This is a genomic window from Marinovum sp., from assembly GCF_034669705.1.
Classification (GTDB): domain Bacteria; phylum Pseudomonadota; class Alphaproteobacteria; order Rhodobacterales; family Rhodobacteraceae; genus Marinovum.
This window is the reverse complement of the sequence record NZ_JAXMOR010000005.1, coordinates 110,450-136,812: the sequence shown is the minus strand read 5'-3', so window position 1 is coordinate 136,812 and position 26,363 is coordinate 110,450. Positions and strand designations below refer to the sequence as shown.

27 protein-coding genes are annotated in these 26,363 nt (G+C 66.0%); 9 read left to right on the top strand and 18 right to left on the bottom strand.

The features are described 5' to 3' along the window. The first annotated feature begins 14 nt into the window (after nt 1-14). The 3 genes from ligA (at nt 15) to VOI27_RS05515 (ending at nt 4,442) form a co-directional block, all read left to right on the top strand. Nucleotides 15-2,132 (top strand): NAD-dependent DNA ligase LigA, encoded by a 2,118-nt coding sequence (ligA, locus tag VOI27_RS05525; protein ID WP_323764306.1) that lies wholly within the window; start codon nt 15-17, stop codon nt 2,130-2,132. Next, a complete protein-coding gene (gene recG, locus VOI27_RS05520) occupies nt 2,129-4,219 on the top strand; it encodes an ATP-dependent DNA helicase RecG (protein WP_323764305.1) in 2,091 nt (696 codons plus the stop codon). The genes ligA and recG overlap by 4 nt, the downstream gene beginning before the upstream one ends. 100 nt (nt 4,220-4,319) lie before the next feature. Continuing rightward, the gene (locus tag VOI27_RS05515; RefSeq protein WP_323764304.1) at nt 4,320-4,442 is read left to right on the top strand and encodes a hypothetical protein; all 123 of its coding nucleotides are present in this window, start codon (nt 4,320-4,322) and stop codon (nt 4,440-4,442) included. Between the two features lie 176 nt (nt 4,443-4,618). On the opposite strand, the gene VOI27_RS05510 is transcribed toward VOI27_RS05515, so the two are convergent. Next, nucleotides 4,619-5,065, bottom strand: coding sequence for an iron-sulfur cluster assembly scaffold protein (locus tag VOI27_RS05510; RefSeq protein ID WP_323764303.1), 447 nt, complete (start codon nt 5,063-5,065; stop codon nt 4,619-4,621). A 71-nt stretch (nt 5,066-5,136) separates the two neighbouring features. Between VOI27_RS05510 and hisI the strand changes: the two genes are divergently transcribed. Beyond that, nucleotides 5,137-5,496, top strand: a complete 360-nt coding sequence (gene hisI, locus VOI27_RS05505; RefSeq protein ID WP_323764302.1) for a phosphoribosyl-AMP cyclohydrolase — start codon at nt 5,137-5,139, stop codon at nt 5,494-5,496. Nucleotides 5,497-5,521: 25 nt separating this feature from the next. On the opposite strand, the gene gluQRS is transcribed toward hisI, so the two are convergent. Genes gluQRS through VOI27_RS05490 form a run of 3 tightly spaced genes read right to left on the bottom strand, consistent with a single transcriptional unit; the run spans nt 5,522 to nt 8,561 of the window. Further along, nucleotides 5,522-6,379 carry a tRNA glutamyl-Q(34) synthetase GluQRS gene (gene gluQRS / locus VOI27_RS05500; protein WP_323764301.1) on the bottom strand — a complete coding sequence of 286 codons (858 nt, stop codon included), beginning with the start codon at nt 6,377-6,379 and terminating at the stop codon, nt 5,522-5,524. 4 nt (nt 6,380-6,383) lie between these two features. Then, the gene (trmFO, locus tag VOI27_RS05495) at nt 6,384-7,736 is read right to left on the bottom strand and encodes a methylenetetrahydrofolate--tRNA-(uracil(54)-C(5))-methyltransferase (FADH(2)-oxidizing) TrmFO (RefSeq protein ID WP_323764300.1); all 1,353 of its coding nucleotides are present in this window, start codon (nt 7,734-7,736) and stop codon (nt 6,384-6,386) included. Nucleotides 7,737-7,775: 39 nt separating this feature from the next. After that, nucleotides 7,776-8,561 carry an enoyl-CoA hydratase gene (locus tag VOI27_RS05490; RefSeq protein WP_323764299.1) on the bottom strand — a complete coding sequence of 262 codons (786 nt, stop codon included), beginning with the start codon at nt 8,559-8,561 and terminating at the stop codon, nt 7,776-7,778. Nucleotides 8,562-8,617: 56 nt separating this feature from the next. Here VOI27_RS05490 and VOI27_RS05485 point away from each other — a divergent pair, with 56 nt between their 5' ends. Beyond that, nucleotides 8,618-9,064 carry a PaaI family thioesterase gene (locus tag VOI27_RS05485; RefSeq protein WP_323764298.1) on the top strand — a complete coding sequence of 149 codons (447 nt, stop codon included), beginning with the start codon at nt 8,618-8,620 and terminating at the stop codon, nt 9,062-9,064. Between the two features lie 139 nt (nt 9,065-9,203). Here the strand turns inward: VOI27_RS05485 and VOI27_RS05480 are convergent, their stop codons facing one another. Next, a complete protein-coding gene (locus tag VOI27_RS05480) occupies nt 9,204-9,434 on the bottom strand; it encodes a DUF1127 domain-containing protein (RefSeq protein WP_323764297.1) in 231 nt (76 codons plus the stop codon). Nucleotides 9,435-9,530: 96 nt separating this feature from the next. Between VOI27_RS05480 and VOI27_RS05475 the strand changes: the two genes are divergently transcribed. The 4 genes from VOI27_RS05475 to VOI27_RS05460 all read left to right on the top strand — a co-directional run bounded on the left by VOI27_RS05475 (nt 9,531) and on the right by VOI27_RS05460 (nt 13,224). Continuing rightward, on the top strand, nt 9,531-10,928 hold the full coding sequence (locus VOI27_RS05475; RefSeq protein WP_323764296.1) for a PLP-dependent aminotransferase family protein: 1,398 nt from the start codon (nt 9,531-9,533) through the stop codon (nt 10,926-10,928). A gap of 174 nt (nt 10,929-11,102) precedes the next feature. Further along, a complete protein-coding gene (gene rplM / locus VOI27_RS05470) occupies nt 11,103-11,567 on the top strand; it encodes a 50S ribosomal protein L13 (RefSeq protein WP_323764295.1) in 465 nt (154 codons plus the stop codon). Next, nucleotides 11,567-12,055, top strand: coding sequence for a 30S ribosomal protein S9 (gene rpsI / locus VOI27_RS05465; RefSeq protein ID WP_323764294.1), 489 nt, complete (start codon nt 11,567-11,569; stop codon nt 12,053-12,055). Before rplM ends, rpsI begins: the two co-directional genes overlap by 1 nt. A 131-nt stretch (nt 12,056-12,186) precedes the next feature. After that, complete coding sequence (locus VOI27_RS05460; RefSeq protein WP_323764293.1) at nt 12,187-13,224, top strand: glycosyltransferase family 2 protein; 1,038 nt, start codon at nt 12,187-12,189, stop codon at nt 13,222-13,224. Here the strand turns inward: VOI27_RS05460 and VOI27_RS05455 are convergent. The 13 genes from VOI27_RS05455 to VOI27_RS05395 form a co-directional block, all read right to left on the bottom strand. Next, entirely contained in the window at nt 13,211-14,068 is an 858-nt protein-coding gene (locus VOI27_RS05455) for a sulfotransferase family protein (protein WP_323764292.1), read from the bottom strand. The two genes, VOI27_RS05460 and VOI27_RS05455, sit on opposite strands and share 14 nt — an antisense overlap. A 9-nt stretch (nt 14,069-14,077) precedes the next feature. Continuing rightward, entirely contained in the window at nt 14,078-14,695 is a 618-nt protein-coding gene (locus VOI27_RS05450; RefSeq protein WP_323764291.1) for a TetR/AcrR family transcriptional regulator, read from the bottom strand. Further along, the gene (gene ppk2 / locus VOI27_RS05445; protein WP_323764290.1) at nt 14,688-15,572 is read right to left on the bottom strand and encodes a polyphosphate kinase 2; all 885 of its coding nucleotides are present in this window, start codon (nt 15,570-15,572) and stop codon (nt 14,688-14,690) included. The genes VOI27_RS05450 and ppk2 overlap by 8 nt, the downstream gene beginning before the upstream one ends. 54 nt (nt 15,573-15,626) lie before the next feature. Beyond that, the gene (locus VOI27_RS05440) at nt 15,627-16,595 is read right to left on the bottom strand and encodes an alpha/beta hydrolase (RefSeq protein WP_323764372.1); all 969 of its coding nucleotides are present in this window, start codon (nt 16,593-16,595) and stop codon (nt 15,627-15,629) included. After that, complete coding sequence (gene metA, locus VOI27_RS05435) at nt 16,595-17,533, bottom strand: homoserine O-acetyltransferase MetA (protein ID WP_323764289.1); 939 nt, start codon at nt 17,531-17,533, stop codon at nt 16,595-16,597. The genes VOI27_RS05440 and metA overlap by 1 nt, the downstream gene beginning before the upstream one ends. 59 nt (nt 17,534-17,592) lie before the next feature. Continuing rightward, on the bottom strand, nt 17,593-18,465 hold the full coding sequence (locus VOI27_RS05430; protein ID WP_323764288.1) for an ATPase: 873 nt from the start codon (nt 18,463-18,465) through the stop codon (nt 17,593-17,595). A gap of 111 nt (nt 18,466-18,576) precedes the next feature. Further along, nucleotides 18,577-19,755 (bottom strand): OmpP1/FadL family transporter, encoded by a 1,179-nt coding sequence (locus tag VOI27_RS05425; protein ID WP_323764287.1) that lies wholly within the window; start codon nt 19,753-19,755, stop codon nt 18,577-18,579. Between the two features lie 98 nt (nt 19,756-19,853). Continuing rightward, nucleotides 19,854-20,747 carry a DMT family transporter gene (locus VOI27_RS05420; RefSeq protein WP_323764286.1) on the bottom strand — a complete coding sequence of 298 codons (894 nt, stop codon included), beginning with the start codon at nt 20,745-20,747 and terminating at the stop codon, nt 19,854-19,856. Beyond that, a complete protein-coding gene (locus tag VOI27_RS05415) occupies nt 20,744-21,100 on the bottom strand; it encodes a hypothetical protein (RefSeq protein ID WP_323764285.1) in 357 nt (118 codons plus the stop codon). Before VOI27_RS05415 ends, VOI27_RS05420 begins: the two co-directional genes overlap by 4 nt. Nucleotides 21,101-21,159: 59 nt before the next feature. Then, on the bottom strand, nt 21,160-21,819 hold the full coding sequence (locus VOI27_RS05410; RefSeq protein ID WP_323764284.1) for a COG3650 family protein: 660 nt from the start codon (nt 21,817-21,819) through the stop codon (nt 21,160-21,162). Nucleotides 21,820-21,893: 74 nt separating this feature from the next. Next, nucleotides 21,894-24,134, bottom strand: a complete 2,241-nt coding sequence (gene ptsP, locus VOI27_RS05405) for a phosphoenolpyruvate--protein phosphotransferase (protein ID WP_323764283.1) — start codon at nt 24,132-24,134, stop codon at nt 21,894-21,896. Nucleotides 24,135-24,202: 68 nt separating this feature from the next. Beyond that, entirely contained in the window at nt 24,203-24,985 is a 783-nt protein-coding gene (locus VOI27_RS05400; protein ID WP_323764282.1) for a hypothetical protein, read from the bottom strand. 56 nt (nt 24,986-25,041) lie between these two features. After that, a complete protein-coding gene (locus tag VOI27_RS05395) occupies nt 25,042-26,280 on the bottom strand; it encodes an aspartate kinase (protein WP_323764281.1) in 1,239 nt (412 codons plus the stop codon). Between the last annotated feature and the right edge of the window lie 83 nt (nt 26,281-26,363).

Genomic DNA, 26,363 nt, shown 5'->3' with positions numbered 1-26,363 from the left:
TTGCGGGGGGTTAGATGACGCGCGACACTGCTGTTTCCGAATTGACCGAAGATCAGGCGCGCGAGGAACTCGCGGCGCTGGCCGAGGTGCTGGGGGCCGCCAACCAAGCCTATCACGGCGAGGACGCACCGGAGATCGCCGATGCCGATTACGATGCGCTCAAACGCCGCAACGCCGAGATCGAGGCGCGCTTTCCGGCGCTCAAGCGTGAAGACAGCCCGTCGGACCAGGTCGGCGCTGCGCCTGCCGAGGGTTTTGCCAAGGTCCCCCACCAGCTGCGGATGATGAGCCTCGGCAATGCCTTCGACGACAGCGATGTGCTCGAGTTCGACACCGGCATTCGCCGCTATCTCAACTGGCCCGAGGACGAACCGCTCGCCTATACCGCCGAACCCAAGATCGACGGGCTCTCGCTCTCGCTGCGCTATGAGAACGGCCGGCTGGTCACCGCCGCGACCCGGGGCGATGGCGAGACCGGCGAAAACGTCACCGCCAATGCCCGCACCATCGACACCATCCCCGAGATACTGACCGGCGCGCCGGAGGTGCTCGAGGTGCGCGGCGAGGTCTACATGCGCCACGCCGATTTCGAGGCGCTCAATCTCCGCCAGTCCGAGCGCGGCGGCAAGAGCTTTGCCAACCCGCGCAACGCCGCCGCCGGCTCCCTGCGCCAGCTCGACCCCGAAATCACCCGCGACCGGCCGCTGGCGTTTTTCGCCTACAGCTGGGGTGTGCTGTCGGAGCCGCTGGCCGAGACGCAATCCGCCGCCATCGAGCGACTGGCTGACCTGGGGTTCCAGACCAACGATCTGACCCGCCGCTGCGAGACCCCGGCCGAGATGATGGCGCTCTACCGCGCGATCGAGGCGCAGCGCGCGACGCTGGGTTATGACATCGACGGTGTGGTCTACAAGATCGACCGGCTCGATCTGCAGGAGCGCCTGGGCTTTCGCTCGACCACGCCGCGCTGGGCGATTGCGCATAAGTTCCCCGCCGAACTGGCCTGGACGCGGCTTGACGGCATCGACATCCAGGTCGGTCGCACCGGCGCGCTGAGCCCGGTGGCGCGGCTCACCCCGGTGACCGTCGGCGGCGTCGTCGTCTCGAATGCCACCCTGCACAACGAGGACTACATTGCCGGCCGCGACAGCAGCGGCGGCGAGATCCGCAGTGGCAAGGACATCCGGATCGGCGACTGGGTGCAGGTCTACCGCGCCGGCGACGTGATTCCCAAGGTGGCCGATGTCGACCTGTCGAAACGCCCTGAGGACAGCGCGCCCTACGTCTTTCCCGAGACCTGCCCGGACTGCGGATCGGAGGCGCTGCGCGATGAGGGCGACGCCGTGCGCCGCTGCACCGGCGGGCTGATCTGCCCAGCGCAACAGATTGAGAAATTGAAACATTTCGTCTCCCGCCAGGCGTTTGACATCGACGGGCTCGGCGCCAAACAGGTCGAGCAATTCTATCGCGACGGCTGGATCGCCGAACCGGCCGACATCTTTACCCTGCGCGAGCGCTACGGCCAGGGGATGCAGCAGCTGAAAAACCGCGAGGGCTGGGGCGAGAAATCGGCGCAGAAGCTCTTTGAGGCCATCGACGAGCGCCGGAAAATCCCACTCTCCCGGCTGATCTTCGGCCTCGGCATCCGCCATGTGGGCGAGCAATCCGCCAACCTGCTGGCCGGCCACTACGGCGCATGGAACGCCTTCGATGCCGCGATGACCGAGGCGCAACCGATGGAGGGCGCGGCCTGGGACGACCTGCTCGGCGTCGACGGCGTGGGCCAGGTCATGGCCACCTCGCTGGTCGCGGCCTTCGGCCAGGAGGCCGAGCGCGCCGCGATCGACCGGCTGGCCGCGCAGCTCGACATCCAGGATGCCGCCAAACCAAAAGTCGAAGGCAGCCCGGTGGCCGGCATGACCATCGTCTTCACCGGCTCGCTCGAGAAGATGACCCGCGCCGAGGCCAAGGCCCGGGCCGAGGCGCTGGGCGCCAAGGTCTCGGGGTCGGTGTCGACGAAGACCGACCTGGTGGTCGCCGGCCCGGGCGCGGGATCGAAGGGCAAGAAGGCCGCCGAACTGGGGATAAAGATGCTGGACGAAGACGGGTGGCTGGCCCTGATCGGCGCATGAGCAGCCGGCCGGAGCCGCTGTTTCCGCTGTTCGCGGACCTCGAGACCTTGCCGGGCGTCGGCCCCAAGACCGCCAAGTCCCTCGCGGGGCTGGCGATCGAGGCCCCGCGCGACCTGCTCTTTACCCTGCCGCATTCCGGCATCGACCGGCGCAAGCGCGACAGCGTGCAGGGCGCCGATCTGCCCGGCGTGGTCACCGTCGAGGTCGAGATCGGCCGCCATACCGCGCCGCGCAGCCGTTCCGGTGCCTATCGCGTCACCGTTCAGGACGCGCAGGCCGCCTTCCAGCTCGTATTTTTCCACGCCCGCGGCGACTATCTGCGTAAAATCCTGCCAAGCGGCGCGCGCCGCGTGGTCTCTGGCAAGGTCGAGCTGTTCGACGGGATGGCCCAGATGGTGCACCCCGATCACATCCTGCCACTCGATGAGGCGCATGAGATCCCCGATTTCGAGCCGGTCTATCCGCTGACCGCCGGGGTGACGCAAAAAGCGATGCACAAGGCTGCGCAGGGGGCCCTGACCCGGGTGCCTGAACTGGCGGAATGGATCGAGCCTTCGCTGCTGCGCCAAGAGGGGTGGCCGACCTGGGCCGAGGCACTGGCGCAGGCGCACACTCCTGAGGATGGCGCTATGCTCTCGCCGATGCATCCGGCGCGTTTGCGTCTGGCCTATGACGAACTCTTCGCGCATCAGATGACCCTGGCTCTGGCCCGGCAGACCCGCCGCAAGGGCGCCGGGCGAAGCAGCGAAGGCACCGGAGTGTTGCAGGGCAAGGTATTGAAATCCCTGCCTTACGTGCCCACCGGAGCGCAGACCCGGGCGATTGCGGATATCGCCGGCGACATGGCGCGGGACAAGCGGATGAACCGGCTTTTGCAGGGCGACGTCGGCGCCGGCAAGACCCTTGTGGCCTTCATGGCCCTGCTGATCGCGGTCGAGGCCGGCGGGCAGGGCGTGATGATGGCGCCGACCGAGATACTCGCACGGCAGCACCTTGAAGGGCTGCAGCCGCTGGCGGAAAGCGCCGGCGTGGTGCTCGAGCTGCTCACCGGGCGTGATAAGGGCGCCGAGCGGGCAGCAAAGCTCTCGGCGTTGAAAAACGGGGAAATTCAGGTGCTTGTCGGCACCCACGCGGTGTTTCAGGAGGATGTGGTGTTTCGCGACCTGCGGCTCGCCGTGGTCGATGAACAGCACCGGTTCGGCGTTCGGCAACGGCTGGCGCTGGGGGCCAAGGGGGTGCTGGCCGACGTGCTGGTGATGACCGCGACACCGATCCCCCGCAGTCTGGCTCTGGCGCAATACGGCGACATGGACGTCTCGGTGCTCGACGAGAAGCCGCCGGGGCGCAAGCCGATCACCACCGCGCTGGTCTCGACCGAACGGCTGAGCGAGGTGGTGGGCCGCATCCGGGCCGCCGCCGACGAGGGCCGGCAGGTCTATTGGGTCTGCCCGCTGGTCGAGGAGAGCGAGACCTCTGACATGACCGCCGCCGAGGAGCGGTTCAAACGGCTGCGCGCCGCGCTTGGCGAGGGGCGCGTGGGGCTGGTGCACGGGCAGATGCCACCGGCCGACAAGGATGCCGCCATGCGCCGGTTTCAAGCCGGCGAAACCTCCGTTCTGGTGGCCACCACGGTGATCGAGGTCGGCGTCAACGTGCCGAACGCGACGATCATGGTGATCGAGCGCGCCGAGACCTTCGGGCTCGCGCAATTGCACCAGCTGCGCGGCCGGGTGGGGCGGGGCGATCAGGCGTCGACCTGCCTGCTGCTGTATCAGTCGCCACTTGGTGAGGCCGGGCGCAAGCGATTGGAAACGTTGCGCAATACCGAGGACGGTTTCGTCATCTCCGAGACCGACCTCGCAATGCGCGGCGCCGGCGACGTGATCGGTACGGCGCAATCCGGGGTGCCGCGATTCCGGGTGGCCGATGTGGAAAGCCAGACCGGCCTGATGTCGACTGCCCAGACCGATGCGCGCGCGCTGCTGACCACCGACCCCACGCTCGAGAGCGTCAGGGGGCGGGCGACGCGTGTTCTGCTTTGGTTGATGCGGCAGGATGAAGCCATACGTTTGATATCAGTGGGTTAGCGCCTCCATTAGCGGTTTGTTCCCAAATGTTCTCAGAAAGTTCTTTACAGAACGTTTCCAGTATGAGAACAAAGAGACAACACCGCAACGGAGACACATCATGCTCAAGAAAGTGACAAAGACCCGCCGTCGTTTCGATCTCAGCTTTCTTCACGACGCCATGGGCGCCGTATCGCTGGTGTTTCTCCTGGTCGCCGGCCTGCATCTGCCGGCCTTTATCTGAAGGAATGTGTCTGCCTGCTCTCGCGTCTCGCGCGCCTGTCCGTACCGCGCGAACCTGCCTCTTCCCAATCCCCTTGGGAGCTCGGGGTCTGCCTCAACACCCCCGTCTGGACGTGAGTGCTTTCCTTGGCCGCCTTCTTCTGAAGGCGGCCTTTTTTCTGTCAATTTTGATTTGTTTCAGGCGGAAACAGCCAGCGCCTCTCGGGCGGCCTCGACCGTCGCCTCAAGCGCCAGCAGGATCGAGGCATGGCGGTTGCGGTACTCCCGCGCGGGTTCCAGAACTTCGTAGCCCTCGAACGGCGCCTCCGGCACCGGACCGCCCTGTTTCAACATCGCGCGCAGCTCGGTCTGTGCCTTTTCGAGCTCTTCCGGGCTGCGCCCGATCACCACCGCGCCCAGCACCGAGGCTGCCGATTGCCCGAGGGCGCAGGCCTTGACGTCCTGGCCGAAGGCGGCGACGCGACCATCCTTCATCACCACGTCCACTGTCACCGTCGATCCGCAGAGCGGCGAGCGTTTCTTGACCGTGGCTTCGGGCGCATCGAGTCGCTGGCTGTGCGGGATATCCGCAGCAAGGGCCAGAATGCGGGCGGAATAGAGCTTGATCAGATCGGTTTCGGCCATGACGGCTTTCTCTTTTGTCCTGCGTTTCTTAAATAGGCGTCCACAGCGGTGATGCAAAAGGTTTTTCAGCCATGTCCTTCGATCCTTCGACCTTGGTCTACAACGAGGCCGGCCTGATCCCGGCAATTGCGCAGGACGCCACGAGCGGTGAAGTGCTGATGATGGCCTGGATGAACGCCGAGGCCGTCTCGCGCACATTGGCCACCGGCCGGGTGACTTATTGGTCGCGCTCGCGGCAGAGCTTCTGGATCAAGGGCGAAACCTCGGGCCATGTACAGGAACTGGTGGATTTCCGCATCGACTGCGACCGCGATTGCCTGCTGCTGACGGTCAATCAGACCGGCGCGGCCTGTCACACCGGCCGGCGCACCTGCTTCTATACCGAGGTCCGCAGCGGTGCCGAGGTCGAGTTGATGCAGCCTGAGAGCTGAAAGGGCAGGGCCCTCGCCAGGTTCGTCACGCGGCCGGCCCGAGGCCGATCATCCGGCGGATCGCGGCAGGGGTATGGCCCTCGGCGCGGTAGAGCGCGATGGCGCGGGCGTCGTCGCGCTTGGCAAGGCGCTTGCCGGTCTCGTCGCGGATCAGCCGATGGTGGTGATAGCGCGGCGTGGGCAGGCCGAGCAGGCGCTGCAGCACCACGTGGATCGCGGTCGCGTCAAACAGATCCTGGCCGCGGATGACATCGGTGATCTGCTGCTCGGCGTCGTCGATGACGATCGAGAGGTGATAGGAGGTGCCCATGTCACGGCGCGCCAGCACCACGTCGCCGACCGTTGCGATCATCTCATCGGGCGTGACCTCGTGTCGGCCGGGGTGGTGGATGTGCTCCTGAAATGACGTGGAACCAATGGCTTGCATGGCTTTTCTCATGTCAAGTCTGATTGCCTCTCCCGCTGGCATCGGCCCGTGGCGGGGCCTGTCGCGACAGGTGCCGGGATAGACCAGCCCGTCCGGGCCATGCAGCGGTGCGCCTTCCTGCGGGGCATTGGCCGCGGCCTGGATGTCGCGGCGACTGCAGGTGCAGGGATAGAGCAGACCTTGCGCCCAGAGGCGTTCGAGCGCGGCGCGGTAGCCCGGCAGGCGGTCGGATTGGCGCCAGACCGGGGCGGGCCAAGAGAGGCCGAGCCAGTGCAGGTCGTCGGAGATCTGCGCTTCCCACTCCGGCCGGGCGCGGCTCTGGTCGATGTCATCAAGGCGCAGGTGGAAGGTGCCGCTTGCGGCCTGCGCCATGTCAAAGGCCGTCAGGGCCGAGTAGGCATGGCCCAGGTGCAGCGGCCCGGACGGCGAGGGGGCAAATCGGGTGCGAAAGCCCATCGCCTCAGGCGGCGTTGGCCATCGCGCCGAGCCAGTCGGTCCAGGCGGATTTCGCGCGGTCGGTATAGGCCTTGTAGCGGTCCTTGCGGCCACGACGCCCGCCCTTGAGCCCGTCCACCGGGCGGAACAGCCCGAAATTGACGTTCATCGGCTGGAAGGTCTTGGCCTCGGCACCGCCGGTGATGTGATGAATGAGCGCGCCCATGGCGCTGTCCTGCGGCACTTCCGGCAGAGGCTGGCCAAGGATTTCGGCGGCGGCCATGCGCCCCGCCAACAGACCCATGGCGGCGCTTTCGACATAGCCCTCGACACCGGTGATCTGGCCGGCAAAACGGATGTTGGGCCGCGATTTCAACCGCATCTGAGCGTCGAGCAGGGTGGGCGAGTTGAGGAAGGTGTTGCGGTGGATGCCGCCCAGCCGGGCAAAGCGTGCCGCTTCCAAGCCGGGGATCATACGAAGCACTTCGGTCTGCGCGCCGTACTTCATCTTGGTCTGAAAGCCCACGATATTGTACAGCGTTCCCAAAGCGTTGTCGCGGCGCAATTGCACCACGGCATGGGCCTTGACCTCCGGCTGGTGCGGATTGGTCAGGCCCACGGGCTTCATCGGGCCGTGGCGCAGGGTCTCGCGGCCCCGTTCGGCCATCACCTCGATCGGCAGGCAGCCGTCGAAATAGCCGGCGGTTTCGCCCTCGTGGAACTCGGTCTTCTCTGCCGCCAACAGGGCGTCGATGAAGGCCTCGTATTGCTCGCGGTCCATCGGGCAATTGAGATAGGCCTTCTGCTCCGCCTCGGTCTCGCCCTTGTCATAGCGCGATTGCATCCAGGCCTTCGACATGTCGATGCTCTCGGCATAGACAATGGGCGCGATGGCGTCGAAGAAGGCCAGCGCATCGGCACCGGTCTCGGCCCGGATCGCCTCGCCCAGAGCCGAGGAGGTCAGCGGGCCGGTGGCGATGATCCACTGGCCGTCGCACGGCAGCTCGGTGATCTCGCCGTATTCGACCCACACGTTGGGCAGGGCCTTGAGGGCGGCGGTCACATCCTCGGCAAAGGGGTCGCGGTCGACCGCGAGGGCGCCGCCGGCGGGCAGGCGGTTCTTGTCGGCGGTGGCCATGATCAGGCCGTTCGCGGCGCGCATTTCCCAATGCAACAGGCCCACGGCGTTCTGCTCGTCGTCATCCGAGCGGAAGGAGTTGGAACAGACCATCTCGGCCAGGTTGCCGGTGCGATGGGCAAAGGTCTCGACCTTGGGGCGCATCTCGTGGATCACCACGGGCACGCCCAGCTGCGCGGCCTGCCAGGCGGCCTCGGATCCGGCCATGCCGCCGCCGACGATATGAAGCTCTTGTGTCATGCGCGCTGACATACGCCTTTTGACGGTCCTGTCAAAGGGTCACTGCTGCCAGCTCGGCGGGCGTTTGGCGAGAAAGGCGCTGATCCCCTCGCTGGTGTCGCGCTCGAGCATGTTCTCGACCATGACCGCGCCGGTATAGGCATAGGCGGCGTCGAGCCCCAGTTCGGACTGGGCATAGAACGCCTCCTTGCCGATGCGCACAGCTGTTCCGAGCTTGGCGGCCACCTGTTCGGCCAGCGCCGCGGCCTCGGCCTCCAGCGCCCCGGCCGGGACCACGCGGTTGACCAGCCCCAGTGTCTCGGCTTCGTCGGCCTCGATGAACTGGCCGGTGGTGAGCATTTCAAAGGCCTTCTTGCGCGGAATGTTGCGCGACAGCGCCACCATCGGCGTCGAACAGAACAGCCCGATGTTGACGCCGTTGACGCCGAACCGCGTGCCCTCGGCCGCAACCGCCATGTCGCAGCTGGCCACCATCTGGCAGCCGGCCGCGGTGGCGATGCCGTGGACCTGGGCGATCACCGGCTGGGGCAGGCGGGTCAGGCCGGTCATCACGCTGGCGCATCGGGCGAAGAGATCGGCGAAATAGCCGCGGCCGCCGTCTTCGGACTGGCGGCCCTGTTGCATCTGCTTGAGGTCATGGCCGGCGCAGAACGCCTTGCCGGCGCCAGAGATCACCACGGCGCGAATCGCCCGGTCCTCGCGCAGCGTGTCGATCTGGCCCTGAAGCGCCGCCAGCATCTCGTCGGAGAGCGCATTCAGCCGCTCGGGCGCGTTCATCCGCAGGTGCGCCACGGCGCCGGTGTCGCTACGTTCCAAAATCGCCATCTTGCCCTCCCTCGTCCTCGGCGGCAGCCTAGCGCCACGCAGCGCGAGAGGGAAGAATGACGATAGTCGTGAATGCCGAAGAGATGACCGCCTTTCTGAGCGAGGTGTTTCCACAGGTCGAGGGCATGTTCTCGATCGACCGGCTCGACGAGACGGCGCTGGTGATGCGGCTGCATGCCTCAGAGCAGCACCTGCGCCCGGGCGGCACGGTTTCGGGCCCGGCGATGTTCGCTCTGGCGGATGTGGGGGCCTATGTGATCACCATGTCGCGGATCGGCCGGCAGGCGCTAGCGGTGACGACCAATTGCTCGATCGACTTCATGCGCAAACCGGCGGCGGGGGCGGATGTGCTGGGCGAGTTCCGGCTGCTCAAGCTCGGCCGGACGCTGAGCGTGGTCGACTGCCTGCTGTCTTCCGAGGGTCAGGCGGCGCCGGTGGCCCGTGCCAGCCTGACCTATTCGATCCCGCCGGCGCGTCAGGGCCACCCCGCGTCCCGGACGTGACCCGGGACCTCCCGGGGCGAACGGGGAGAGATCCCGGAGCGGGGTCCGGGACGGGGCTGCCTTGCCTGGCACTGACACACGAAAAAAGGCCCGGAGCAATGCCTCCGGGCCCAGGAAGAGGTCTGTCAGGAGCGGGATCTCACCCCTGCCAGAACGGGCGAGTGGCCTCTCTGTCGGCCAGATCGCGCGTCACGCCGATGTCACGCAGCATGTGATCATCAAGATGTTTCAGACGGGTGCGGGTGCGGTGGTTGAACTCCCATTTCGCAATCGCCACGACCACCTTGAGCGCCACCGATGCGATCGGGGTCAGCGAACGGCCGTCGAGAAAGCCTGTTGCCTGCACTTGGGTCTGATGGAGATGTGCCATGGGATGTCCTTCCGTAAATTGTATTGACACAATGTGGCGAATTGCCGTAAGAAATTGATACATTACTGGGGTGCAATGATCCATGGAAATATTGTGATGGATACAATTTCAATCGGTGATATCTCGGGCATGCCGGGGCCGAAGTATCGTGCGGTGGCCGAGCTGATCCAGGCTGCGATCTCCGACGGCCGGCTCACCCCCGGCGACAAGCTGCCGCCGGTGCGTGACCTTGCCTGGGAGCTGAAAATCACCCCGGGCACGGTGGCGCGGGCCTATTCGGTGCTGACCGACAAGGGCGTGCTGCATGCCGAGGTCGGGCGCGGCACCTTTGTCGCGGGGCAGGAGGCGCCCGCGCGTCCCGAGCCGCGGCTGCATATCCGCAACCCGCCGCGCGAGACCGGAATTGTATCGCTTTTCAGCCCACATCTGCCGGATGTCGGCCAGGTGGGGGCCATCCGCCGCGCCCTGCGCGAGGTGGCCGAGAGCGAGGCCACCGACCTGCTCAACTACCCCTCGGCCCGCGCTTCCGACAGCGCCCGTCAGGCGGCGGCGCGCTGGCTCTCGACTGCGCAGCTGGGGCCGGTCGATCCCGAACAGCTGGTCTTTACCCATGGCGGCCAGAACGCCGTCTCGCTGGTGATGCAATGCGTACTGCGCGGCCGCCGGCCGGTGATCCTGGTCGAGGAGCTCTCTTATCCCGGCTTCCGCCGCGCCGCCGAGCTGTTGCGCGCCGAGGTGGTGCCGGTGCCGATGGACGCCCAGGGCATCATCCCCGAAGAGCTCGACCGTCTGGCCCGCACCCATGCGGCGCAGCTGCTCTGTACCTCGCCAGAGGTGCAGAGCCCGACCTGCCTGCACACGCCCCTGGCGCGCCGCGAAGCGATTGCCGAGGTGGCGCGGGCGCGCGGTTTCCAGATTCTGGAGGACGACTGCTATCGTCTGGCCGAGGCGCGCCAGCCCGGCTATCGCATGCTGCTGCCGGAGCAGACCTGGTACATCGCCTCGATCTCCAAGCAGCTGACCCCGGCGCTCAGGGTGGGGTTTGCCGTCGCGCCGCGCGACAGCGCTGCGGCGCTACGCCGGGCGGCGGAATACGGCTTCTTCGGCCTCTCGACGCCGCTGGCCGAGACCATCGGCGTGCTGCTCGGCGCGCCGTCCGCCGACCGGCTGGCAGCCGATGTGCGCGCCGAGGTGGGCCGCTACATCCGCGCCGGGGTCAATGCGCTGGGAAGCTACGACCTGACGTGGAACGCCGATGTGCCGTTCTTCTGGCTGCGGCTGCCGGAGGGCTGGCGGGTCTCGGCCTTCTGCCAGGCGGCCGAGGCGCAGGGCCTCAAGATCCGCAGCGCCGAGGATTTCGCCATGCGCGAGGCCCGGGTGCCGCATGCGGTGCGGATCTCGATCAATGCCGAGGTCTCGCTGGCCGCCTTCGAGGACGCGATGCTGCGCCTGCGCCGCCTGCTGGACAATCCGCCGCAGAACATCGGGGTGTGACCGGGTGAATTGTGGGGTAAAATAGTACCTAATTTTCAAGATATTGAAATCACTGCCATAATTCGCGACAACCCAACTTGACTGTGACCCGCAAGCCTTTATAACCCGCCCATCGAATTTGGCGCCGGGGGTCCCCCGAAGCGTCGGACCTCAAGACCCAAGGGTAGACCCGATATGAAAACCTTCTCTGCGACACCGGCAGACATCGAGAAGAAATGGATCGTCATCGACGCCGAAGGCGTGGTGCTCGGTCGTCTCGCCTCGATCGTCGCCACGCGCCTGCGCGGCAAGCACAAGCCCTCCTTCACGCCCCACATGGACTGCGGTGACAACGTCATCATCGTCAATGCCGACAAGGTCCAGCTGACCGGCAAGAAGCGCGAAGAGCACCACTACTGGCACACCGGCCACCCCGGTGGCATCAAGTCGCGCACCAAGCAGCAAATCCTCGAGGGCGCCCACCCCGAGCGCGTCGTGACCCTCGCGGTCAAGCGCATGCTGCCGGGCAACCGTCTGGCGCGCCAGCAGATGACCAACCTGCGCGTCTATGCCGGCACCGAGCACCCCCATGAGGCGCAGTCGCCCGAAGTGCTCGACGTCAAGAACATGAACTCGAAAAACACCCGGGTGGCGAAATAATGGCTGAGCAAGTGAATTCCCTCGAAGACCTGAACGCCGTCACCGGCGGTGTCGAGGCCGTGGCCGAGGTGGCAACCCCGCGCGAGCCCGTGCGTGACGCGCTGGGCCGTGCCTATGCCACCGGCAAGCGGAAGGACGCGGTCGCCCGTGTCTGGATCAAGCCGGGCTCCGGCAAGGTCACCGTCAACGGCAAGGAACTGAACGTCTATTTCGCCCGTCCGGTGCTGCAGATGATCCTGCGCCAGGCGTTTTCGGTCGCCGGTGTCGAAGACCAGTTCGACGTGCAGGCAACCGTCAAGGGCGGTGGCCTCTCCGGTCAGGCCGGTGCGGTCAAGCACGGCATCTCCAAGGCGCTGCAACTCTATGATCCCAGCCTGCGCGGCGCTCTGAAGGCCGCCGGCTTCCTGACCCGCGACAGCCGCGTGGTGGAACGCAAGAAATACGGTAAGCGCAAGGCGCGCCGGAGCTTCCAGTTCTCCAAGCGTTAAGCTGTACCACCAAGATTTCGGAAAAGGCCGCCTGTTTCAGGCGGCCTTTTTCATGTGCTGCTCCTCGGCCCTTGCGGGGCCTCCTCGCGCAGGGGCTTGACGCGCGCCGCGCAAGATCCGAAGGCTCTGACATGAGCGCATATGGCATAGAAGACGCGGGCCGGCTGGCCCGGGTGGTGAGCGGGCAGGTGGACGCCGACCGGCTGACGCTGTTTTCCACCATGAAGAACGAGATGGGATTCCTGCCGGCCTTCCTGTCGCACTACCGCGCCATCGGTTTCGAGCAGTTCCTGATCTTCGACGACGCCTCCGACGACGGCACCGTCACCTATCTTGCCGCGCAGCCCGATTGCGTGGTGATGCAGTCAGACCTCGGCTTCGGCGACGAGATCACCTATCGCGACCCCGAGGGCGAGACCCGGCAAGAGCGCGCCGGCACCTACTTCAAGATCGCCCTGCCGCATCTGTTCTTCGACGGCGCCTATGTGGCCTATGTCGATGCCGACGAGTTCCTGCTGCTGCCCCCCGGTGTCAGCTCGATCCGCGAGGTGGTGACCCGGCTCGCGGCCGAGGGCGCGCCTTCGGCGATTTCTACGGTGGTGGAGTTCTTTCCCGCCGATGTGGCCGGGCTTTCCGGCGATCTGCCGCGCAGCTTTGACGGGCTGCTCGAAGCCTATCCCTATTTCCAGTCGGAAGAACTGGTCAGGCTGGTCCCCGGCGCCCAGCCTGAGCTTCTGGGGAAATCGAAAACCGCGCGGCTTTTCAAGCAGTTCGGGATCGAGCCCAAGGTCGAGCGGCGGGGGCTGCAACGGCTCTACATGTCGTCGAAGGCCAGGAAGGCGCAGCAGTTCCAGAAGTCGCCACGCCACAAGACGCCGCTGGTGCTGCGCGACGGGCAGAGCCGGCTGACCGGCTCGCATTACGCCAACCTGCCGCCCAGCGAGACCGTTTTGCTGACGGTGGCGCATTTCGTCTTTACCGCGCAATTCGCGGACAAGATCGCCCGCGCCATGACATGGGGCGCACATGCCAACGGTGCCGCGAAGTACCGCTATTATGCCGAGCTTCTGGCGCGCATGCAGGCCCGGGAGGGCAGTTTTCTGGACGAGAACTCGGTGCGCTTTGAATCGCCGCAGCAGCTGATCGACGCCGGCCTCATGCGCTGGTGAGAAACCGCGCGCTGGGCCAGAGTTCGAGCACCTGCGGCAGCCGTCGGGCCACCGCGGCATAGACCGGGGCGTAATGGCGGGCAATCTCGGCGGTCAATGCGTCAGAGATGCCGCCGGCCGAGCCGCGGGCGTTGACCTTGCGGCTGCCGGCCCCGGCCTCGACCGGGACGCCGGCGAACCCCGCCAGCGCGGTGACGCCCTCTGGCGTGAAGAGCTCCTCGAAGAGGCAGAGGAAGCGGTCCTCGGGGGCAAAGACCGTCTCCATGGCGTCGAGTGTCATGTCATAGCGGGTGCGCGCGGCGGCCTCCGCGCTGGGGTAAAAGGCGCGCAGACCGGTCTCGAAATCCACAGGCTCCGGGGCGATGCCCTTGTCGAGATCCATCCGGTAATGCGAGCGGATTCGGGCCACCGGGTCGCGCATCGAGAACATGGCTTTCGTCGCAATTCCAGAGGCTTCGAAACCGTCCTTGATCTTGTGCAGCAGCGGCGCGGGCAAGGCGGCATAACTGGGTGTGATGTCACCGGTCATGGTCACGCCGGGCTTGGCCAGCAGCCGTTCGAAATAGCCGAAATACTGCGACCGGTCCCGTTGCAGGCGCCAGCGCAGATAGGCGGCAGGCTCTGACAGGCCCAGCCGGCGCTTGGCCTCGGCGCGCAGCGTTTCGAGGGCGGAGGGCTGCGGCACTTTGTAGCGATCAAAGACCGAGCCGAGGTCGGCCTCCCAGATCTGGTATTCGCCGAGCCGGCCGAAGTCGGCGCCCGCCTGCCGGTTGAGATAGGCCTGGATCCAGCTCGATCCGCATTTCTGGCCACCGAGGCCGAGGAAGAAGGTCTTGTCGCTCATGGGTCTGCCTTACGCGTCCGGCGGGATCAGGCCAAGCCCGCGCAGGTATATGCCAATTCCGGCTTCCAGCAATTCTTCCGGCGGATAGGGGCTGCGGGTGCCGGGCGAGCCGCGGGCAAACAGCTCGACCACGCCGTGGCTCATCGCCCAGATATGCGCCGAGAACATCGCGGCGGGGGGCCGCTTGTCGGCCGGAATGTGTTCCGACAGCCCCTCTGCAGCCTTTTCCAGCACGCCACGGGCCCGGGCCGAGGCGGCGGCCAGATCCGGCGTCTTGTTGACCGAGACGCCGCTTTCGAACATCGCGATGTAGTGGCCGGGGTGCTTGCGGGCAAAGGCCAGGTAGGCGCGGCCGGTGGCCTCGAAGGCCCCCAGCGCCGAGGGCTTGCCGCCGTCATAGGCGTATTCCATCACGTGGGCGAAGATCTCGTAACCCTGCAGGGCCGCCTCGGCGATCAGGTCCTCGCGGCCCTCGAAGTGGCGATAGACTGCCGCCGGGGTCACGCCAGCCTGCTTGGCCGCCTCGGACAGGGTAAAGCCGGTCGGCCCCCGATCCTCGATCAGCTTCAGCGCCGCATCAATCAGCGCCTGCCGCAGGTTGCCATGGTGATAGCCGCGTTTAGGCATCTTGCGCGCGGGCCTGCCACAGCTCCGGCCCGCCGGCGATCAGCGGGTCGATCTGGCCGATGGCATGGGCGTCCTTGTTGGCATAGTCGATCCGGTGCAGCACGGTGCGCAGCGCATTGATCCGCGCCCGGCGCTTGTCGTCCGAGCGCACCACCGTCCAGGGTGCGACCTCGGTATCGGTGCGCTCGAAGGTCTCGGCGATGGCGGCGGTGTAGGCGTCCCAGCGCTTGAGGCCCTCGACATCGACCCAACTCAGCTTCCAGTGCTTGAGCGGGTCCTTCTCGCGGCTGAGAAAGCGGCGCAACTGCTCGGCGCGGCCGACGTTGAGCCAGAGCTTGATCAGGATAATGCCTTCATCCACCAGCATCTTTTCGAAATCCGGCGCCTGGTCGAAAAACCGTTCGCGTTCTTCGTCGGTGCAGAAGCCGAAGACCTTTTCCACCACCGCGCGGTTGTACCACGAGCGGTCGAACAGCACGATTTCACCGGCGGTGGGCAGGCGGGTGATGTAGCGCTGGAAATACCATTGCCCGGCCTCGCTGTCTGAGGGTTTCGGCAGCGCCACCACCTGCGCCACCCGCGGGTTCAGGTTCTCGCGGAAGCGCTTGATCGTGCCGCCCTTGCCGGCGGCATCGCGGCCTTCAAACACCACGGCGACCCGCGCGCCGCTGTCCTTGACCCAGGCCTGCAGCTTGACCAACTCGATCTGCAGCGCCGCCATGACCTTGTCATAGGCCTTGCGCGGCATGCGTTCGAGATAGGGGTAGCCTTCCGACAGCATCTCGCCCTTCTCGGAGCGCTTGATGGCGTTGCGGATGTTCTTGGGGGCGTCGTTCTCGAAAAAGGCGCTGATCGCGCCGTCAAAGGGTCTAGCCATGGAGCCTCGCATATTTTTATTGAAATATGGCGTCTTAGGTCCGGTGTTGCAATGTTAATGCCCTTCACGAAGCCCGGCGCGGGCCGCGGCACGATCGACCGCGGCGATCACCGCCTCGGGATCGGCGTGATGCGGCATGTGGCCGACGCCCGGCATCCGCACCAGATTGGCGTCCGGCAGCTGGCGGCTCAGTGGCACGGAATGGACCTCGAGCGGCACGATGGTATCGGCCTCTCCATGAAGGATCTCGACCGGCATCCCGAGGCGCGGGTACTGCGCTGACATCTCGACCACCTGCGGCCGCAGGTCGATGATCTGCCGGGCATTGGCGCGCAGGCTGTCGCGGCGCAGGGTCAGCCCGGCGCCGATGTGGCGGGCATAGCCCACCGGCACCCGCTGCGGCGCAAAGATCGCCTCGAGCGCCGCATGCACCCGGGTGAGGGGCGCAAAGGCGGTGATCAGCGGCACCACCAGCGCACCGCCAAGGCGCGAGGCATTGACGTGATAGAGCGTGTCCAGCCCGCCAGGCCAGGGGTTCGACACCGCGCCCAGCAGCACCAGCCCGGCGGTCTCCTCGGGCCGCTCGAGTGCCCAGCCCAGCGCCACAGCACCGCCAAAGGAGTGGCCCAGCACCAGCGGGGTCGAGACGCCCAGCCGGTCGGCCGCCTGTTGCAGCAGACGCGCCTGGTGGCGCGGGGTGTCGGCGGTTCCGTCCAGCGGGTCGGTCCAGCCAAGACCGGGGCGGTCAAAGGCGATCACCCGGTAGTTGCGCGCCAGCGGCTCGACCAGATCGAAGGTGAAATCGCGCAGGTTGCCCGAGGCGCCGTGGATCAACACCAGATCCGGGCCCTCGCCGGTCACCAGCGCGTGCACCGTGGTGCCGTCCACGTCGATGAGCTCGCCCTTGGGGCCATATTTCGCCTCGGCCTCGGCCTCGCGCAGGTCGGCCCGCCGGTCGATCAGAAAGACGCCTCCGGCCAGAAGCGCCACGGTCAACAGGGCAAAGGCCAGGTTGGCGACCATCAGCCGCGCAGGTCGGTCGATTTGCAACCGATCTCGCTCATGTCGAAGGGCGTCGTCAGGTACATTTCGCTGATCCAGTTGCCGTAGAGCAGATGCGCGTGGCTGCGCCAGCGGTTCTGCGGCTTTTTCGAGGGGTCGTCGCCGGGGTAGTAGTTGCGCGGCACGTTGATCGCGGTGCCATTGGCGACGTCGCGGTCGTATTCCTCCTTGAGCGTGCCGCTGTCATATTCGAAATGGTTGAAGATATAGAGCGCCCGGTGGGTCGGATCCTCGACCAGACAGGGCCCGACTTCGTCGCTGCCCAGAAGCGTGCGCAGCCCCGGCGCGGCGTCGATCTCGGGTTGGCGCATTTCGGTCCAGCGGCTGACCGGGATCACGAACTCGTCCGAGAAGCCGCGCAGATAGGGCGAGGCCGGATCGAGGTTGGTGTGACGGAAACAGCCAAAGGCCTTGGCGGGCAGGATGTGTTTCTGCACGCCGTGGAAATAGTTGATCATCGCCATGCCGCCCCAGCAGACGCCAAAGGTGGAATGCACGTTGGTCTGGGTCCAGTCGAGGATCTGGGTGAGCTCGTCCCAATAGGTGACATCGGCAAAGGGCAGATGCTCGATCGGGGCGCCGGTGATGATCAGCCCGTCGAACTTCTGGTGCTTGATCTCGCGGAACGGGTGATAAAAGCTCTCCATGTGCTCGGCCGAGGTGGTCTTGGTCTCATGCTCGCTCATCCGGATCAGCGTCAGCTCGATCTGCAGCGGCGAGGCACCGATCAGCCGGGCGAACTGGGTCTCGGTGGCGATCTTCTTGGGCATCAGGTTCAGCAGCCCGATGCGCAGGGGGCGGATGTCCTGATGCTCGGCCTGTTGCTCTGCCATGACCATCACACCCTCGCGCGAGAGCACGTCGAAGGCGGGCAGATCACTGGGCAGTTTCAGGGGCATCGGGTGTCCTTTCCTGTGGCGTCAGAGGAATAGGCCAGAGCGGCGCGCGCCACAAGCGGTCAGGCGCGCGGACCGGGCTGAGCGATGGCCCGCGCCACCAGATCGGTGAAATCGGCCTGATCGCGCACGTGCGCGATCTCGTCGGCGGTGACCGTCACGCCCCAGTTCCGAGCCATCGCGGCATAGAGCGGCTGGCGATGCGCCAGCGCCCGGCCATAGGTCCAGCGGATAAAGGCATCTGGGTCGACCTCGGCCTCGGTGCAGCCCTCTTCGGCCAGGTATTCCTGCCAGCAGCGGGCGAGGAAGGCCGGCTGATAGGCCATCGGCTTGGGCGCGCGGTTGAAGCGGCGAATGAGCTCCTGGGTATGCGCCTCGGAGCCTTCGATCCAGATCATCAGCGTGCGGTCCGAAAGCGCGGTCAGCACCGGGTCGGCCGGATCCTCGGGATCGACCCATTCGCAGATCGAGCCGCCGGTGTCGCAGATGAAATGCGGGTAGTCATAAAGCGCCTGCGCCCGGTCGATGAAATAGCCGGTGTCCATCAGCGCGTTGATCTCGGCCTGGCGGAACTGGTCCTGCCGGCGGGTGTATTCCGTCATCGGCAGACCGCCGTGGTCGGGGTTGCCGGGCTTGCCCAGATAGGCCGAAACCGGGGTCAGGTTGTGAAACGAGATGTTCGAGCCGATGTAGATGCTGTCTGACAGCAGCAGGTCGCGCAGAAACGGCACCTGCATGGCGTGCGCCTTGGCATTGTCGGCGATGTATTCGCCCATGTAACGGGTGCCGATGCGGTAATCGATGGAATAGTGGAACCAGTCGCCATTGTCGCGCAACAGGTTGGAGACATGGGTCTTTCCCAGGCCGGACATGCCAAAGAACAGCACCCGTTTCTTGCGCGCGCGGCGCCAGTCGTCGGCAGATGAATAGAGCATGTCACGGTCCCGTTGGTCTCGGGCTTCGCCTAGCACAGCCGCCCGCCACGAAAAAGCCCCGCCGCGATGAACGCGAACGGGGCCGATCCGTGAGCGGATGTCGTGCGGGCCTCAGAAGGCGAAGCCGACGCTGATGCCGAAACCGGTGGCGGTGTTGTCGGAAAAGTCGGTGGGCGTGCTCGATTCCGCATCGCCCAGCCAGGCGTGTTCGACGCCGGCGGTGATCTTGACCTGTCCCATGGTATAGCTGCCGCCGAGGCCGATCGAGGTATAGCCGTCGGTGGGCGACAGACGCGAGCGTTCGCCGCCCTTCTTCGATTCGTAGCCGGCCCGGGCAAACACCGAGAGCTCGTCCGAGAGCTGACGGCCGACACCGAGCTGATAGGTGAAGGTGTCATTGTCGAAGCTGGTGATCTCGCCGCCGGTCTCGGCCTCGTAGTTGCCGGGCTTGACCTGCCACTTGGACCATTCGGTCCATTTGACCGAGCCGAAGACCAGCGTCTTGGGCGCCACGCCGGTCTGGAAATCCAGGGTCAGCGATTGCGGCATGATGATCGGCAGGTCGCTGTTGGTGGCCACCGCGGCAAAGGTCGGCACGCCGCCGGGCAGCGTGAGCTGGGTATAGCTTTCGCGGGCGTCGAATTCATGCTCGATCTCCGAGCGATAGGTCAGCGCCACGCGCAGCGCATAGTCGGGGATCTCATAGGCGGTACCGACGATGAAGCCGAGGTCGGTCTCCCTCGAGCTCGAGGCGGAATAGTCGCTGACGATCGAGCCCGGCTGCGGGCCGCCGCCCAGCAGCGCCGGACCGTCGGGGTCGGAAGCGATATTGGCCAGCGTCAGCGGGATGGTGATATCGGCCGAAGAGGTCAGCAGGCTCGGACCGCCATAGACCGAGATCCGGTCGTTGATCTTGTACTTGAGGATGGCGTCGACGGCGGTGCTGTTCCAGCGCGCGGTGAGCCCCTCGTAGAAGCCCTGTCCATAGCTCGCATCGGCCGCATAGGGCTGCGACATCAGCATGGCAAAGTCGAACCGGTCGTTGATCGCCATCTTCAGGCCAAAGCCGATGTGCTGGGTGGCCTCCGACATGTCGCCGGTGCTGCCGCCACCGACAAAGGCGGGGTAGTCGCCCGACACGTCCGCATCGGTCTGCGAAAACGAGAACTGAACATAATTGCCCTGCTCGAACAGAATGGACTCGGCCGGTCGCGCCCGTTCGAGGCCGCCCGCCTGGGCCACGCCTGCGACAAGGCAGGCCGCCGAGGCGGCGCTTGCTATATATTTCATCTGGATTTTCCTGTCTCTTCCCTGCCTGAACGCTATGTCGCAGGGGAGTTTTGGGTCAATTCCTGACCCAACGTCATACTTGTGGTTGTGCCGTGACGTTACTTTTCTGTTACGTCAACGCCACGCACCGGGCCGCGGACCCGCGAGGCAGACCAGATGTTGAGGTAATTGCCCCCAAAGATGATCGCCGCGCCGGCCAGAACCAGCAGGTCCAGCGGCTCGAAATAGACCCACATCCCGACCAGGGCGATCACTGGCAGACGGGCGAAATCAATCGGCATGACCACCGCCGCCGGCGCCAGCTTGAGCGCCGTGGTCAGGCAGAAATGCGCCACCAGCCCGGCACAGGCGATCAGCGCCACCCAGGGCAGGTTGGCCGCCGTCGGCAGCGCGACATCACCATCGAAGCCGGCGCAGATGATCCCGAAAACCGCTTGCATCACAGTGAGATAGAACAGGATGCAGGTGATCGTCTCGGTCCGGGTCAGAAGCCGGGTAAAGACCGCCGATCCGGCAAAGCCGATCGCCGCCAGCGCCGCGGTGAGCTGGCCGAACTCCAGCGTCTCGGGGTTGGGACGAGTGACGATCAGGATGCCGACAAAGCCGATGCCCGCCGCAATGACACCCACCCGTGTCAGCCGCTCGCCCAGGATCAGCGGCGCCAGAACGATGACCCAGAGCGGCGAAGTGAATTCGAGCGCGAAAACCTGCGCCAGGGGGATCGCGGTGATCGAGTAGAACCACAGGTTCTGGCCGGCGAAGTGGCTCAGATTGCGGATGGCATGCACGCCCAGGTTGCGGCGGGTCACCTGGCCCAGACTGCCGGTGACGCCTGCGACCACCACGACGATGACCACGCCGATCAGGCTGCGGTACATCATGATTTCAAAGGTATCGAGGTTGAGGCTCACCTCGCGCCCGGCCACTGCCATCGAGGTGAACGAGACGATCGCCCCGATCATCCAGAGCGCGGCCTTGACGGTATCGCTCATTCCACCACCGCGCAGCAGCCGGTGAGCAGGATCGGCGTGGTGCCGCGCTGGGTCAGCACCTGCGCCTCGATCGGAAAGCTTCCGTGACCGGTGACGCAGGCGCGTTCCTGCAGCACCACGATGGCGGTGTCGCGGGGGCCGGTCAGGGTCTTGGCAATCGGCCAGTCGCGGCCCTCGGCCGGGGTGGTCAGCCGGACCTCCATCTCGGTACGCGCGGGGAAATGGAACACCGCCACCGGCCCCAGTAGATCAAGCCGCCAGCCGGGGGCCTCGCCTGCGCAGGACAACGGCAGATCGCGCGCCAGCGCCGGCGCGGCAAAGAGCATCAGGGACAGGGCGGCACTGCGTAACATGCCGCGATAAGGACCATATGCCGGCGCGATTGAAAAGGGGACAGCGCGCCATTCAGGCGTTAATTCGAGCCCGCCTCGAGCGGCAGCCGGCAGCAGCCGTCAAACAGGATCCGCTCCTTGCCGGCCTCGATCATCAGGCCGGCGGCATAGGGGTAGTCGCGGTCGCTCATGCCGTCGGAGCAGAGCTGCGCCCGGATCACCGCGGTGGCCGTCACGTTGCTGGCGCCATGGCGCAGCAGCACCGGAAACCCCGCCCGCCCGGCGGCGGTGAGCTGGTCGGTCATCGGCAGGTTGGCGGTATTGTTGTTGAAATCCGAGTAGAGCGCGGTGTCGGCGGTGTAGCGGATCGACCAGAATGGCTCGGTCCCGGTGCAGAGCAGCCCGGCCGGCAGACGGCTGTCGCCGATCATCGGCAGTTCCTCAGGCGTGAGAAAGCGCATCGCCACCCAGCCGTGGCTTTCCTCCCAGGTGATCCGCCCCCAGTCGCCGCTGGCGTCGGTGTCGAGCACCTCGACGGCACTCTGGTCATGGGCGAGGTCACCGATGTCGGCACTGCCGGCATCCGGCTCGGCGCGGACGTTCAGCGTGTCGTCAGAGGCCACGCCGGTGACCCGGAAATAGCCCGGCTCGGCAAGGGCCGTGCCGGCGGCGCAGGCGAGGAGGCTGGCCAAAAGAGCAGGGCGCAGCAGGGCAGAAGAGGACAGGGCAGGGCGCAACATCACAGGGGGCTCCGATTCCAAAGGGCTCGGATCTGAGTATAGCGCGAAACGGGCGCGCGGCATCTGTCTTGCGCCTAATGCGTGCGCAGATACTCCATCACCGCATCGCGCACGGTTTCGGCACCGCGCTTGCGTTCGGCATCGATCACCCCGCGCAGCTCGTCGAGGTTGGTGCGCCGCAGCAGGTGCTTGACCGGACCGATCGACGCCGGCCGCATCGACAGCGTGCGCAGCCCCATCGCCGCCATGCAGATCGCCTCGATCGGCCGGCCGGCATCCTCGCCGCAAAAGCTGACCTGGGTGCCGGTGCTGTCGCAGCGGGCGATGATCATCTCGAGAAAGCTGAGAAAGGAGGTATTGAGCGTGTCATAGCGCCGCCGCACCCGCTCGTTCTCGCGGTCGGCGGCAAAGAAGAACTGCTTGAGATCGTTGCCGCCGATCGACACGAACTCCACCTCCTCGAAGAAAGCATTCGGTGCAAAGGCCAGCGACGGCGTCTCGAGCATGGCGCCGACTTCGAGCTTGGAGGGCAGGGGATGGCCGAGGATGGTCTCGCGTTCGATTGCCTTGTCCATCTCGGCCCGGGCCTGGCGGTATTCGCTGTACTGCGCGATGAAAGGAAACATCACCGACAGCGGCCGGCCATTGGCGGCGCGCAACAGCGCCTGCAGCTGCATCCGCATCACGCCGGGCCGGTCCAGCGCGACCCGGATCGCGCGCCAGCCCAGCGCCGGGTTGGGCTCGTCGGTGGCCTTCATGTAGGGCAGCACCTTGTCCGAACCGATGTCGAGCGTGCGGAACACCACGCGCTTGCCGTGGGCGGCGTCGAGCACCCCCGAATAAAGCTGGGCCAGTTCCATCCGGCGCGGCATCTGGTTGCGGATCAGGAACTGCAGCTCGGTGCGGAACAGGCCCACGCCCTCGGCGCCAGAGTTTTCAAGCGAGGGCAGGTCGGCCATCAGCCCGGCGTTCATCTGCAGCGCGATGGTCTTGCCGCACAGCGTTCTCGCCGGCTTCTCGCGGATCGAGGAATACCGCTCCTGCGCCTTGTGCAGCATCGCCATCTTGTCGCGGAAGGCGGTGACCACGTTGTCATCGGGGCGCAGGTGGACCACGCCCTGATCGCCATCGACCATGATGTGGTTGCCATTGAGCGCCTCGGTGGTCACCCGCTTGGCCTGCAAGACCAGCGGGATCGCCAGTGCCCGCGCGACGATGGCGGCATGGCTGCCGACAGAGCCCTCCTCGAGCACGATGCCCTTGAGCTGGCGGCCGTATTCCAGAAGCTCGCCGGGGCCGATGTTGCGGGCGATCAGGATCGGGTCGTCGGGCATCTCGGCGCCGGTGACGCTGCCCTGTCCGGTGAGGATGCGCAGCAGCCGGTTCGACAGGTCGTCGAGATCATGCAGCCGCTCGCGCAGATAGGCATCGGGCACCTGACCCAAGCGGGTGCGGGCGGCGGATTGCTCTTTCTCGACGGCGGCCTCGGCCGAGAGCCCCCGGGCGATGTCCTCTTCCATCCGCCGCATCCAGCTGCGCGAATTGGCGAACATGCGATAGGCCTGCAGCACCTCGAGCTGTTCGGCATCGCCGCCCATCGCGCCTTCGAGCATCTCGTCGACGCCGATGCGCAGCTTGTCGACCGCTTCCTTGAGCCGGTCGAGCTCGCGGTGCGGATCCTCGGCGATCGGGTTGGTGACCACGACCCGCGGCTCGTGCAGCCAGACATGGCCCTCGGCCGCGCCTTCCTGCCCGGTGATGCCGCGGATCAGATACGGCTGGGTGTGCCGCGCCGAGAGCGCCGCGCCCTCGCCGACAAAGGCGCCCAGCTCGGTCATCTCGGCCAGCACCATTGCCACAACCTCGAGCGCATAGACCTCGTCGGCGGTGAATTCGCGGGCCTCTTTCGACTGCACCACCAGCACGCCCAGCATCTCGCCCAGCCGCTGGATCGGCACGCCGAGAAAGGAGGAATAGATCTCCTCGCCGGTCTCGGCCATGTAGCGAAAGCCCGGCGCCTGCGGCGCATTGGCGGTGTTGATGATGTTGCCTTGCCGGGCCACCCGGCCGACCAGACCCTCGCCGACCCGCAGCCGGGTCTGGTGCACCGCCTCGGCCTTGAGCCCCTCGGTGGCACAAAGCTCGAGCGTGTCCTCGTCGCGGAACAGATAGACCGAGCAGACCTCGGTCTTCATCGAATCCGCGGTCAGGTGGGTGATCTTGTCGAGCCGTTCCTGACCGGCGGCTTCCTCGGCCATGAGGTCGCGCAAGCGTTTGAGAAGCTTGCGGCTTTCGCTTTCCGTACCTTCTGGCATGTGGTGCTGTCCCCTCGTTCGGACCGGTGTATCGTTGTGCGGAGGCTCCGCAGTAGTGCCGTCTTCGTCTAGCCGCAAACCGTGGCCCTGTCCTGCACTGTCGGCGGCCGGTCCAGCCGCGACAGAAGCTGCTCGAGAAAGGCCAGCCGCTGGGGGACCTGTGTCGCGAGCGCCTGATGCACGGCCGCCGGCAGCCTGTCAGGATGACGCAGCGCCGCATGGGCGATCAGCAGCGTCTCGGCCAAGTCCTCGCCCTCGGGGTTTTCGGCGCCATAGCCGGTCAGAAAGGCGCCGTCGGCCCGTTGCGCCGCAAGCCAGCCCTCGGAACGCGCGTGCGGCTGGTCGAGCGTGGCATGGACGCTCTCGTGAAACACCGTTTCCTCAAGATCATGGGTGGCGATGCGGCGTGCCACATTGTCGGAATAGACCACGAAGAAGCGCCCGCGGTCCTCGGCAAAGGCGCTCTCGTCGCCCTTGAGCACCACCACATGGTCCAGCCCCGCGCGCATGAAGGCCGGCAGCTTGCCGATGGCCTGTGCCAGCGGCGCGACCGTCTGCAGGGCCGCGGCCCGGTCACCCAGCGCCGGATGCGCCCAGATCGGCACCACCGCACCATCAAGATAGCGCGCATCAAACAGGTGCACCCCCTCGGCGATCAGCGGGCCGCCGCGCTTGTCTGGCATCTCGCGGCGTCCGTCGCCGCGATCTACCAGACAGGCCAGCGCGTCGGGGTCGGTGGCATGAATATAGTCGATGTCATTCGAGGTGACCGAGGAAAAGAACAGCGGCTCGGCCGCCGCGGCAAGCGGCAGGCAGGCACCAAGAGCGACGGCAAAAGCCGCGTGTCGCATCGCCGATCTCCCCGTTCGGACCCGACTTGCCCCAGGCCCGTCTCAGGGCGGGGGCGTCAGGTCGCTTTTTCCAGTTCGAAGGCATCATGCAGGGCCTGCACGGCGAGTTCCATATATTTCCGGTCGATCAGAACGGAAATTTTTATCTCGGAGGTTGTAATGACCTTGATGTTGATACCCTCATCCGAGAGTACCTTGAACATCTTGGCCGCCACGCCGGCGTGGGACCGCATGCCGATCCCCACGACCGAGACCTTGGCGACACCGGTGTCGGCGACGATGTCGTGGTAGTTGATCGCGCCCGAGGCCTTGGCGTCGGACATTGCCTTTTCCGCCCGCTTTACCTGATCGGTGGGGCAGGAGAAGGTCATGTCGGTGCGGCCCTCTTCCGAGATGTTCTGAACGATCATGTCGACGTTGACGCCGGCATCCGACAGCGGGCCAAAGATCGCGGCGGCGATGCCGGGGCGGTCGGCCACCGAGATCAGGGTCATCTTGGCCTCGTCACGGGAATAGGCCACGCCAGAGACGACATTGAGTTCCATGATTTCTTCCTCATCGCAGACGAGCGTTCCGGCCGCATCGTCCATTTCCTCGAAGCTCGAAAGCACCCGCAGCTTCACGTTGTAGCGCATCGCCAGCTCGACCGAGCGGGTCTGCAGCACCTTGGCGCCCAGCGAGGCCAGCTCGAGCATCTCTTCAAAGGCGATCTTGTCGAGCTTGCGGGCCTTTTCGCAGATCCGCGGGTCGGTGGTATAGACGCCGTCGACATCGGTGTAGATGTCGCAGCGCTCGGCGCCAAAGGCGGCGGCAAAGGCCACTGCGGTGGTGTCCGATCCGCCCCGGCCCAGCGTGGTGAGCCGGCCATCCGGGGCGATGCCCTGAAAGCCCGCGACCACGGCCACCTGCATGCCTTGGGCGAACTTGGCGTTGATGTTGTCGGTGGGGATCTCGGTGATCCGCGCGGCGGCGTGGGCGTTGGTGGTCTTGAGCGGCACCTGCCAGCCCTGCCAACTACGCGCCGGCACGTCCATTTCCTGCAAGGTCAGCGCCATCAGGCCGGCGGTCACGTTCTCGCCCGAGGATACGATCGCATCGTATTCGCGCGCGTCGAACAGCGGCGAGGTCTCGTTGACCAGGCCGACGAGCTTGTTGGTCTCGCCCGCCATGGCCGAGACGATGACGATCACGTCATAGCCCTTGGCCACTTCCACGCCCACGCGTTTGGCGGCGCGGCGGATACGGTCGAGCGTGGCGACAGAGGTGCCGCCGAATTTCATCACCAGAAGGGGCATGGGGTCGTCCTGCCTGAAATCGTCCGGCGCGGTTTACGCAGATGGAGGGCAAAGGGCAAGAGCGCCGATGCGCAGTCGGGGCA

What these genes read in the sequence shown, in the direction of transcription:
- ligA (WP_323764306.1), top strand. Translation starts at nt 15, where the DNA reads ATGACGCGCGACACTGCTGTTTCCGAATTGACCGAAGATCAGGCGCGC.
- recG (WP_323764305.1), top strand. Translation starts at nt 2,129, where the DNA reads ATGAGCAGCCGGCCGGAGCCGCTGTTTCCGCTGTTCGCGGACCTCGAG.
- VOI27_RS05515 (WP_323764304.1), top strand. Translation starts at nt 4,320, where the DNA reads ATGCTCAAGAAAGTGACAAAGACCCGCCGTCGTTTCGATCTCAGCTTT.
- VOI27_RS05510 (WP_323764303.1), bottom strand. Translation starts at nt 5,065, where the DNA reads ATGGCCGAAACCGATCTGATCAAGCTCTATTCCGCCCGCATTCTGGCC.
- hisI (WP_323764302.1), top strand. Translation starts at nt 5,137, where the DNA reads ATGTCCTTCGATCCTTCGACCTTGGTCTACAACGAGGCCGGCCTGATC.
- gluQRS (WP_323764301.1), bottom strand. Translation starts at nt 6,379, where the DNA reads ATGGGCTTTCGCACCCGATTTGCCCCCTCGCCGTCCGGGCCGCTGCAC.
- trmFO (WP_323764300.1), bottom strand. Translation starts at nt 7,736, where the DNA reads ATGACACAAGAGCTTCATATCGTCGGCGGCGGCATGGCCGGATCCGAG.
- VOI27_RS05490 (WP_323764299.1), bottom strand. Translation starts at nt 8,561, where the DNA reads ATGGCGATTTTGGAACGTAGCGACACCGGCGCCGTGGCGCACCTGCGG.
- VOI27_RS05485 (WP_323764298.1), top strand. Translation starts at nt 8,618, where the DNA reads ATGACGATAGTCGTGAATGCCGAAGAGATGACCGCCTTTCTGAGCGAG.
- VOI27_RS05480 (WP_323764297.1), bottom strand. Translation starts at nt 9,434, where the DNA reads ATGGCACATCTCCATCAGACCCAAGTGCAGGCAACAGGCTTTCTCGAC.
- VOI27_RS05475 (WP_323764296.1), top strand. Translation starts at nt 9,531, where the DNA reads ATGGATACAATTTCAATCGGTGATATCTCGGGCATGCCGGGGCCGAAG.
- rplM (WP_323764295.1), top strand. Translation starts at nt 11,103, where the DNA reads ATGAAAACCTTCTCTGCGACACCGGCAGACATCGAGAAGAAATGGATC.
- rpsI (WP_323764294.1), top strand. Translation starts at nt 11,567, where the DNA reads ATGGCTGAGCAAGTGAATTCCCTCGAAGACCTGAACGCCGTCACCGGC.
- VOI27_RS05460 (WP_323764293.1), top strand. Translation starts at nt 12,187, where the DNA reads ATGAGCGCATATGGCATAGAAGACGCGGGCCGGCTGGCCCGGGTGGTG.
- VOI27_RS05455 (WP_323764292.1), bottom strand. Translation starts at nt 14,068, where the DNA reads ATGAGCGACAAGACCTTCTTCCTCGGCCTCGGTGGCCAGAAATGCGGA.
- VOI27_RS05450 (WP_323764291.1), bottom strand. Translation starts at nt 14,695, where the DNA reads ATGCCTAAACGCGGCTATCACCATGGCAACCTGCGGCAGGCGCTGATT.
- ppk2 (WP_323764290.1), bottom strand. Translation starts at nt 15,572, where the DNA reads ATGGCTAGACCCTTTGACGGCGCGATCAGCGCCTTTTTCGAGAACGAC.
- VOI27_RS05440 (WP_323764372.1), bottom strand. Translation starts at nt 16,595, where the DNA reads ATGGTCGCCAACCTGGCCTTTGCCCTGTTGACCGTGGCGCTTCTGGCC.
- metA (WP_323764289.1), bottom strand. Translation starts at nt 17,533, where the DNA reads ATGCCCCTGAAACTGCCCAGTGATCTGCCCGCCTTCGACGTGCTCTCG.
- VOI27_RS05430 (WP_323764288.1), bottom strand. Translation starts at nt 18,465, where the DNA reads ATGCTCTATTCATCTGCCGACGACTGGCGCCGCGCGCGCAAGAAACGG.
- VOI27_RS05425 (WP_323764287.1), bottom strand. Translation starts at nt 19,755, where the DNA reads ATGAAATATATAGCAAGCGCCGCCTCGGCGGCCTGCCTTGTCGCAGGC.
- VOI27_RS05420 (WP_323764286.1), bottom strand. Translation starts at nt 20,747, where the DNA reads ATGAGCGATACCGTCAAGGCCGCGCTCTGGATGATCGGGGCGATCGTC.
- VOI27_RS05415 (WP_323764285.1), bottom strand. Translation starts at nt 21,100, where the DNA reads ATGTTACGCAGTGCCGCCCTGTCCCTGATGCTCTTTGCCGCGCCGGCG.
- VOI27_RS05410 (WP_323764284.1), bottom strand. Translation starts at nt 21,819, where the DNA reads ATGTTGCGCCCTGCCCTGTCCTCTTCTGCCCTGCTGCGCCCTGCTCTT.
- ptsP (WP_323764283.1), bottom strand. Translation starts at nt 24,134, where the DNA reads ATGCCAGAAGGTACGGAAAGCGAAAGCCGCAAGCTTCTCAAACGCTTG.
- VOI27_RS05400 (WP_323764282.1), bottom strand. Translation starts at nt 24,985, where the DNA reads ATGCGACACGCGGCTTTTGCCGTCGCTCTTGGTGCCTGCCTGCCGCTT.
- VOI27_RS05395 (WP_323764281.1), bottom strand. Translation starts at nt 26,280, where the DNA reads ATGCCCCTTCTGGTGATGAAATTCGGCGGCACCTCTGTCGCCACGCTC.